The organism is Flaviaestuariibacter flavus (genome assembly GCF_004337505.1).
Classification (GTDB): Bacteria; Bacteroidota; Bacteroidia; order Chitinophagales; family Chitinophagaceae; genus Flavisolibacter; species Flavisolibacter flavus.
The window spans coordinates 1-4058 of the sequence record NZ_SJZI01000014.1 but is presented as its reverse complement, the minus strand read 5'-3'; the positions used below and the strand labels follow the sequence as shown (position 1 = coordinate 4058).

At 49.6% G+C, this 4058-nt stretch carries 6 protein-coding genes; 2 read left to right on the top strand and 4 right to left on the bottom strand.

Going from position 1 to position 4058, the window contains the following annotated elements:
• Positions 1–242: 242 nt before the first annotated feature.
• On the top strand, positions 243–1208 hold the full coding sequence (locus tag EPD60_RS07605; RefSeq protein WP_131448483.1) for an IS110 family RNA-guided transposase: 966 nt from the start codon (positions 243–245) through the stop codon (positions 1206–1208).
• A 118-nt stretch (positions 1209–1326) separates the two neighbouring features.
• Here EPD60_RS07605 and EPD60_RS07600 read toward each other — a convergent pair whose 3' ends face one another.
• From EPD60_RS07600 to EPD60_RS07585, 4 genes are all read right to left on the bottom strand, one after another.
• Positions 1327–1743: a DUF3592 domain-containing protein gene (locus tag EPD60_RS07600; protein WP_131448481.1), complete on the bottom strand. Its 417-nt coding sequence runs from the start codon at positions 1741–1743 to the stop codon at positions 1327–1329.
• A 142-nt stretch (positions 1744–1885) separates the two neighbouring features.
• On the bottom strand, positions 1886–2449 hold the full coding sequence (locus tag EPD60_RS07595; protein WP_131448479.1) for a hypothetical protein: 564 nt from the start codon (positions 2447–2449) through the stop codon (positions 1886–1888).
• Positions 2450–2500: 51 nt separating this feature from the next.
• A complete protein-coding gene (locus tag EPD60_RS07590; protein WP_131448477.1) occupies positions 2501–2842 on the bottom strand; it encodes a hypothetical protein in 342 nt (113 codons plus the stop codon).
• A 161-nt stretch (positions 2843–3003) separates the two neighbouring features.
• On the bottom strand, positions 3004–3432 hold the full coding sequence (locus EPD60_RS07585; RefSeq protein WP_131448475.1) for a hypothetical protein: 429 nt from the start codon (positions 3430–3432) through the stop codon (positions 3004–3006).
• Positions 3433–3630: 198 nt separating this feature from the next.
• Here EPD60_RS07585 and EPD60_RS07580 point away from each other — a divergent pair.
• Positions 3631–4058, top strand: a 428-nt coding sequence (locus EPD60_RS07580) for an IS110 family transposase (RefSeq protein ID WP_165871461.1), incomplete at its 3' end; no start/stop codon positions are given.

The following is a 4058-nucleotide window of genomic DNA, read 5'->3' as shown; positions in this document are numbered from 1 at the left end:
TCCTATGTTTGTTTTCTCATACTTTTCGGTGATAAAGAATGTGGGCAGCGGGAGTAAGACCAAACAGCCCCTGAAGCCAGGACAAGCTTGTCTAACATGATGGTCCCCCGCTGCCTTTTTACACGATACTGCGGGTAGTTCAACTGAGCACCGGTTGCCGCCGGAGAGCTCGCGTGAAATTAGGATGGCTGCAGATGTGTAAAAATCACATTCCTCATTTTTAACCAAAGTGAAAGTACAACATGAAGCTTGTTTGCGGTATTGACGTCTCTAAAGACACCCTCGATGTTTATTACAATGATGACAAAGGAAGGACCCATTATACCAAGCTCTCCAACACCGCCTCCGGCCACCGCGAGCTGCTGGAAAAGTGCGGTGAGCGGGTATATGTTCTGGAAACCTCCGGGCCTTATTATCTCGCCCTTGCCTTTACCCTGAAGGAAGCAGGAGGCGACGTGCGGGTAGAAAATCCAATGGTCGTCAAGCGCTTTATCCAGATGAACCTGGAGCGTAACAAATCCGACAAAAAAGACGCCCGCTGGCTCTTCCGCTATGGAGTGGAAAGAGAAGCTTCCGTGTGGCGTGTGCCCTCGCAGGCGCAGCTCAAATGCAGCCAGATCGGGGCTTTGATCAATATGTATGTGCGTCAGAAAACCATGCTTCAAAACCAGTTGCATGCCCTCACCTACATGCCCTTTGCCGATAAGGAGGTCACAAAAAGCCTCAAAGCCTCTATTGCCCGGATCGAGCGGGAACTGAAAAAGCTGGAAGCGCAGATGGATGCAGAACTGAAGCAGTGGAGTGGCAACCAGATGAAGAACCTGCGCTCCGTGCCCGGCTTGGGCAAGCGCGCCGTGGCCACCCTCATCGTAGCCACCGACGGCTTTACCAAGGTCTCCAACTACCGCCAGCTCATTGCCCTGGCAGGCCTTGCACCCAGGGAGCACACAAGCGGCACTTCGATAAAGGGAAAGCGGGGAATCTGCAAAATGGGCAACGGCTACCTGCGCAGTGTGTTGTTCATGTGCGCGCTCACGGCCAAGAAATATAACGCCGCATGTAAGGATCTCTATGACCGACTAGTGGCCAAAGGAAAGCTGCCCTATGTGGCCCTCATCGCCGTGTGCAATAAGCTGCTCAAACAAGCATTTGCAATAGCTACAAAAGGAACGGTGTATCAGGCAGATTTTAAAAGCGCACTCGCTTAAAAAAACTCTTGGAAATAACCATAGTTCATGTTGGCCGCAGCCGGTCAGTACTTTAGGATCTGACCCTTTCGGAGCTATCGGTAAAGGAGCAAAGGCTTGCTTTAAAGGCTAAGGTACCCTACCTTCCATTAGCCTCTATACTGTCGATTGCCCGGATAATTTCGGTATATTCTTTAGTCACCGGAACATTGTAGTCAGAAAACATCTCAGCATCAGCGAGGATGTCGTTGTTCTGCGGCTTGCCTGCCTCGTAGACAACCGGAAGCTTTTTCCCAATCAACAATGCCCGATACCCATTTAAACAAGAGCCTGTCCCGCAATGCAATTGCTGTGAGCCATTAAATCTTTCCTCGCCGGCTAAAAACCGGAATTTGATCCTATAGGTAGGGGATTTGGAATCACCGTTGATGGCGACAATTTCTCCAACTGTAACCTTGTGATTAAGATCAAGATTTCGGTTGTCCCGCCTTACAAGTAGATACAAAAGCCCAAGCACACATAGAATTAGCCCAATCAACAAAAGCTTGTGTCTCATCCGCGAGAAATCATTTTCACTTTAGGAATGTAGGTTGCGGCCAACGACCAGGGCTTTGCGCTGTGGCCTTGCTTTAGGAAAGATATGAATTTAGGACATTGGCCATAGCGCAACAGCCCATGTTGGCCGCTGTTCCGTCGAGTCAGCCCCGCGGCAGCCTGTACGTCAAACCGTGCTTCCTGAAGTAAGCTGCAACTTTCTCCCAAGAGAACAGCAATTCCTCCCCTGATAGGTCTTGCGACGCTGAAAGTTGCCGACATTGGAAACAAAGGTCGACATAGGACGCTTGCCCATTCCTTAATAGAACCAAAGAATGGTGCGGCTCAAAGCACTTGGCCGGCGTATAACGGTAGCCTTCGCGAGGGAGCTTGAATGCTTCGATGAGGCCTTCCAGCGCAGATTTCGGAAGCGCTTTCTGCTGTTTAACCACACTTCGATTCAGGCGACCATTCACTACAAGTGCAGGAAGCGGCTTAGAATTGTTATGCTCTCCCGGCACTGCTTCTTTCCTGACACCAACAAAAACATCGTCGTGTGAGATAAGCAGAACCCTATCTGCCTGCAAAATCATTGATTCGAGCGAACTGTGTGCCTGCCCAAATGCAGCGTTCAATGCAGTCAAAAAAGCTAATATGGTCAGCGGAGTCTTCATCGAATAGCGGCCAACGACCAGGGCTTTGCGCTGGCGCTGAACTAAAGATAACACTTTGCTGTAGTGAGGCAAGCTAGCGCAACAGCCCATGTTGTGCGCGGGCTATCAGGGTCGTCGAACATCTGTCACGACGATTACCGGGAAGCTAGGTCCTAACGTAATACAGGGGAAGCTTTCTTCCGGATTAATTTGCCGCACTTTTACCAACACATCATTCCCGACCACCGTGTACTCAGCTGGAAAGTCTTTTGTTACATACGTCAGCCACTCATTACCGGTTATTGCACGAATTGCGGCTGAATCCTGAGCAAAGTTCAACAATGGCCTACCGCAGTTCATGTCGGCAATGGATACCACCTTTGCATTCAACCAAGTACTGGAACTTTCCTGTTCTTTATTGCAGGCTACAAAAAGTATTGGCGCCGCTAGAAAAAAGAGTATTCGCATTAGAGGCTTTTACTACTGACACTTCAACTTTAGGAAACGTTGCACCAGCTCGCGCACAACGACCAGGGCTTTGCGCTGGCGATGATTATAAAGATACTTCAACTGTAGGAAAGCAAGCTAGCGCAACAGCCCCTGTTGTGCGCAGTCGTCCCGCTTATTGCTCATTGCGTCGGTCGAGTCATGATAGCCAAACAGTTATAGACCTTGTTTCCAAGCATCTCTCCTTTCGTCACTGAAATCTCACCGTACTTACCCTTCATTGTCCAGCCCCAATCTTTTCCTACCTCGTTAAACTCCAAGGAAAAGTTTTGAGTGAGATATTTTTCAAAAAGTGGAACAATTCGCTTATCCGTAATCTCGATAAACTGGTTAAAGCATAGGCCGTTCTTATTAAAGGTGTACCGGGAATTGAAACCCCTAGCCTCAACAGACAACACGCGCAAGTTTCTTTCATTGGTCGAAAAGCTATACTGCAACATGTTATCAATCGCATAATGTAAAATATCTTTCTCTGCGCTAAGGACCTGCACTTGTTGCGCATTTGAGAAAAATGAACAACACACTAAAGAAATGGTCAAAACTACTTTCATGTCAGTTGATTTCGGTTTATGTGGATTGCGCACAACGACCAGGGCTTTGCGCTGGCGGTGAACTAAGTTAACTATATGCTTTGAGACAGCAAGCTAGCGCAACAGTCTATATGTAAAAGGGGCCGTCTCTGGCGGGCAGTCATCCACTCGGAAGCGGCGCTGCAGTGAAGTAACTTAATGGGACAAAATGTTTCTGTTATGAAAACAACCACAAAGGCTTCAGCTCATGAGACAGCCCCTGTCTCCAAGGTAATGAAAAGCGAAGGTTTTTCCAACCATGAACTCTATGTCGGCATTGACGTACACAAAAAGCGCTGGCAGGTAGCCGTACTATGCTCTGGTGTCGTTCTGCAGAATGTTTCCATTGAAGCCGACGCGGGCCTGCTGGTGCAGCACCTGCGCTCCCGCTACGGTGAAGCACAGTTCCACTGCGTCTACGAAGCCGGACCCTTTGGCTTCGCCCTATGCCGCGCGCTGTGGGCCGCCGGTATGGAATGCATCGTCGTGAACCCGGCAGACATCCCCGGCACCGACCAGGAGCGCCGCAGCAAAACCGACTCCGTTGATGCCCGGAGGCTTGCCAACCACCTGGCCGCAGGTCTTTTGCGCGGCGTTTATGTGCCTTC

Coding starts and splice junctions, on each gene's coding strand:
- EPD60_RS07605 (WP_131448483.1), top strand. CDS start 243: ATGAAGCTTGTTTGCGGTATTGACGTCTCTAAAGACACCCTCGATGTT.
- EPD60_RS07600 (WP_131448481.1), bottom strand. CDS start 1,743: ATGAGACACAAGCTTTTGTTGATTGGGCTAATTCTATGTGTGCTTGGG.
- EPD60_RS07590 (WP_131448477.1), bottom strand. CDS start 2,842: ATGCGAATACTCTTTTTTCTAGCGGCGCCAATACTTTTTGTAGCCTGC.
- EPD60_RS07585 (WP_131448475.1), bottom strand. CDS start 3,432: ATGAAAGTAGTTTTGACCATTTCTTTAGTGTGTTGTTCATTTTTCTCA.